The 3,271-nt window shown below is 56.1% G+C and carries 4 protein-coding genes; 1 reads left to right on the top strand and 3 read right to left on the bottom strand.

Going from position 1 to position 3,271, the window contains the following annotated elements; all coding sequences use genetic code 11:
- The 3 genes from HMPREF3113_RS18670 to umuD form a co-directional block, all read right to left on the bottom strand.
- On the bottom strand, nt 1–899 hold an 899-nt coding region (locus HMPREF3113_RS18670), incomplete at its 3' end, for a hypothetical protein (protein ID WP_139146384.1).
- A 62-nt stretch (nt 900–961) separates the two neighbouring features.
- Nucleotides 962–2,263: a Y-family DNA polymerase gene (locus HMPREF3113_RS14995; RefSeq protein ID WP_070473708.1), complete on the bottom strand. Its 1,302-nt coding sequence runs from the start codon at nt 2,261–2,263 to the stop codon at nt 962–964.
- Between the two features lie 38 nt (nt 2,264–2,301).
- Nucleotides 2,302–2,745 carry a LexA family protein gene (umuD, locus tag HMPREF3113_RS15000; RefSeq protein WP_070473710.1) on the bottom strand — a complete coding sequence of 148 codons (444 nt, stop codon included), beginning with the start codon at nt 2,743–2,745 and terminating at the stop codon, nt 2,302–2,304.
- Between the two features lie 271 nt (nt 2,746–3,016).
- Here umuD and HMPREF3113_RS15005 point away from each other — a divergent pair.
- Nucleotides 3,017–3,271, top strand: a 255-nt coding sequence (locus tag HMPREF3113_RS15005) for a transposase (protein ID WP_070473712.1), incomplete at its 3' end; no start/stop codon positions are given.

Consider the following 3,271-nt stretch of genomic DNA (forward strand, 5'->3'; position numbering starts at 1 on the left):
TTGCTGACGGTTAAAAGCGGGGGGATTACCGCGTGAATAGCTGCGAGTGATGTGACAGGTCGCAATAGGGCATTGCACTCCGTCGGTGAGGAGATGGAGTGAGCGAAGAGTGGCTCTATATTGTATTTTCTCAACTCGTCGTTTTCTGATTCGACAACCTGCTGATACTCGCCAACGAAGGGCAGGAATGGGAGTGTTAGCAAATAGATGTACAGCCTTTCGTGAGCGGGAGCGGATTCTTTGATGGACGAGATAGGTGATGGTTGATAGCTTTCTATTTGGTGTGCACCAAACATAAAAGCGCTTTCTATGGCTTCATCATCGCCGGCGAAAGCTATGTAGATGGGGTCAATAAGTTCCTTTATTTGCCTGGCGTAGTATTCAAGAAGTTTCGAAGGCGTGAGCCTGTTGGCGTGTATGTGCTTACGTCTTTCCTCGTCTATCTCAAGCTCAAGTGTGGACATGAGATGCGATGCTGCTTTGATGGTTTTTTCGTTTCTTGGAGAGTTGCGTTCTGTCCAGTGCTCGAAGGTGGCCTTAATGGTGCCTGGTTTCGAGATTCTTTGAAGCAGCTGGGTGTCGCTGGAGTCGTTCTTGCTGTAGAGGAGCTTGATTGTTTTTAGGGTGGAGAGTGGAAGTGTACAGTTCCCAGTAGGAATCTCTTGTCCCAATGTGGAGTTTATGAAGTCAATGACTCCTTTAAGCTCCTTGCGGGTTATTGTTTTCCCCGAGGTATTAGAGTGTTTGGCTTTGCTGCCATCTGACGCATGCGCTATCTCGTAGTTGAGCTCTTCCAAAAGCTCGCTGATACTTCCAGTCTCAGGCGGATCTGTTTTTTGATCTTTTTCGAAGTCAAAGCGCGGCTTGTACTTCCCTGATTCGATGTTGCTGTTTTCCATTTTCAACCACCATCCTTTTGGTTGTGTCTAGTGTTTGATGATCGCTATTTCGCCGATCCTTGTCAGCGCACCTGCAGAAGGTCGCCCCACTTCGTTGTATAGCTGGGCGACAACGAATGCAATATGGGTCGCCATTGGGCTTTGATGGACGCGTTGGAGTGCTCGCCAGGTCTGGCTCCACCAACCCGCCAGCCCACGCTGCCTACTCCCACAGTGCCTCTGCCGAACTTCGCGTTGATCTGGTCCAGCACGGCCATGGTGCGTTCGGCTTTCTCGTTAGGGCCAACGAAGAGGTCCGCCTGACGGGCTTCAGCCTGGACCAAGTTGGCCAGACCCACACCTCCACGTTTATAGGCCTGGATGCCTTGGCCACGGTCTGCCTGATCCATGATCGACTTGGCCAGGCGTCGCACTGTCCGTAGGACTTCCCCTGTGTCCTGCGTAGGAAAGGGGAAAGGTGCGGCTCTGCTGGCATGGAACGAATCGCCCTTGAAGGGGTTGCCGTCCAGCCAGACCCACAGTGCACCTGCCGCTTGGCCTCGCTTGCGTAACTTCTCGCAGGCCACGCTGCAGAACGTGGCCAGGGCCTCCATCGGGTCGGTCACGTCACGACCAAAAGTACGGCTGACCACCAGCTGCTGGCGTTCGGGTTCTTCTAGTTCCAGATCGCTGCAGGGATTTCCCCGCAGCTCCATTTGGGTGCGGGCCAGAACTACCCCATAGTGCGCACGAACATGGTCGGTGGGGAGTGCGGCCAAATCTGCAGCAGTTCTTACCCCTTCGCCTGCCAGGCGTTCGGCGTAGCGCCTGCCCACTCCCCACACATCCTCGACGGCCAGAGCGTTGACGTTCTGTGTGGTGGCATGAAAGACGGCCAAGGAGCCCGCATGGACGGCACGCTTGGACTGGTCCTTGGCGAGCTTGTTGCCTGCCTTGGCCAGGGTGCGTGTGGCACCCAGGCCAGCGCAGCAGGGAATGCCCACCCATTGCAGGATGCGTTGGCGTGCTTCCAGGCAGGCCGCAAGAGGGTCTTTGAGGCCTTCCAGGTCGACGAAATTTTCATCGATCGAATAGATCTCCACCCTGGGGAAGAGATCCTGAAGAATCGTCACAATCCTGGCTGAAAGATCCCCGTACAGCGCGAAGTTGGCTGACCTGACGAGGACCTGCTTTCTGATGTCCTTGGGGACCTGGAAGATGGGCATACCCATTTTCAATCCCAAGGCCTTCGCCTCTGGCGACAGGGCGATACAGCATCCATCGCCATTGCCAAGCACAACAGTGGGTTTGCCTCGCAGCTTGGGGTCGAAGACCCGCTCGCATGAGACATAGAAGGTGTTGCCGTCGATAAGTCCGTAGCGCATGCGGGCACGGTACGAGGCTCATGTATCAGGAGCTGAGATCAGAGGTGCTGGGTGATGGACCAGCGGACCACACCCCAGATTTCCAGCTCGACATCCTCTGGCACGACGATGGATGGATATCCGCTACCGCTGGCCAAGACCATGCAGTTGTTACGCATGTAGAGCTTCTTGCAGACGAAGCCACCTTCCCACAGAGCCACGACTGTGTGCCCAGGTCGTGGACTGATCGAGCGATCGACAACCAAGAGATCGCCGTCGTGGATACCGAAATCGGCCATCGACCCGCCGCAGTCGGCCTGCACAAGGAACGTAGCTGGTGGGTTAGGCACCAGCTTGGCATTGAGATCCAAGCGGTCCTCTTCCCGGAAGAAGTCTTCGGCAGGGCTAGGAAAGCCGCAGGCTGCAGTCGAGGCTAGAACAGGTAGGTGTAGGGATGGCAAGCCGTCCCGGACAGGTAGAGCTATCGCAGGCAGAGTCATCATTGGTATGGCGCTCCATAGTCGTGAGTTGGAGCTAGATGTAGGCTTGTTAGTTATATTACTAACAAGTCATTTGAGGCAAGCAATTGAGGAGCAAAGTGGCCTCGACCTGGCTGGTAGGGCGGCTCCCAACTCCGCACTGATACTCCTTTTTCAGCCGGGCGGCGAGAGGAACCCATGGGCTCTAATCATTACGTATCATCGACTTACCCGGGTTCACCCCCGTTTTCACGGACACTTACAAGAAGGCCGATTGAGGCCATGAGGAGTGTTCATGTCAAAGCGTCGCAAGTTCAGTGCCGAGTTCAAGCGTGGCGCGGTGGAGCAAGCCAGTCGGCCCGGTGTCAGCTGCGCCCAGGTGGCCCGTGAGCTGGGCATCCGCGACAGTCTGCTGACCCGCTGGAAGCGGGAGGCGGAGACGGTGGGGAAAGCCGCCTTTGCGGGTACCGGGAGCCCGCGTGACGAGGAGGTTGCCCGGCTCAAGCGCGAGTTGGCCAGGATCACCAAGGAGCGGGATTTTTTGCGCGAA

Source organism: Stenotrophomonas sp. HMSC10F06 (assembly GCF_001807865.1).
Lineage (GTDB): Bacteria > Pseudomonadota > Gammaproteobacteria > Xanthomonadales > Xanthomonadaceae > Stenotrophomonas > Stenotrophomonas bentonitica_A.

What these genes read in the sequence shown, in the direction of transcription:
- umuD (WP_070473710.1), bottom strand. Translation starts at nt 2,745, where the DNA reads ATGATGACTCTGCCTGCGATAGCTCTACCTGTCCGGGACGGCTTGCCA.
- HMPREF3113_RS14995 (WP_070473708.1), bottom strand. Translation starts at nt 2,263, where the DNA reads ATGCGCTACGGACTTATCGACGGCAACACCTTCTATGTCTCATGCGAG.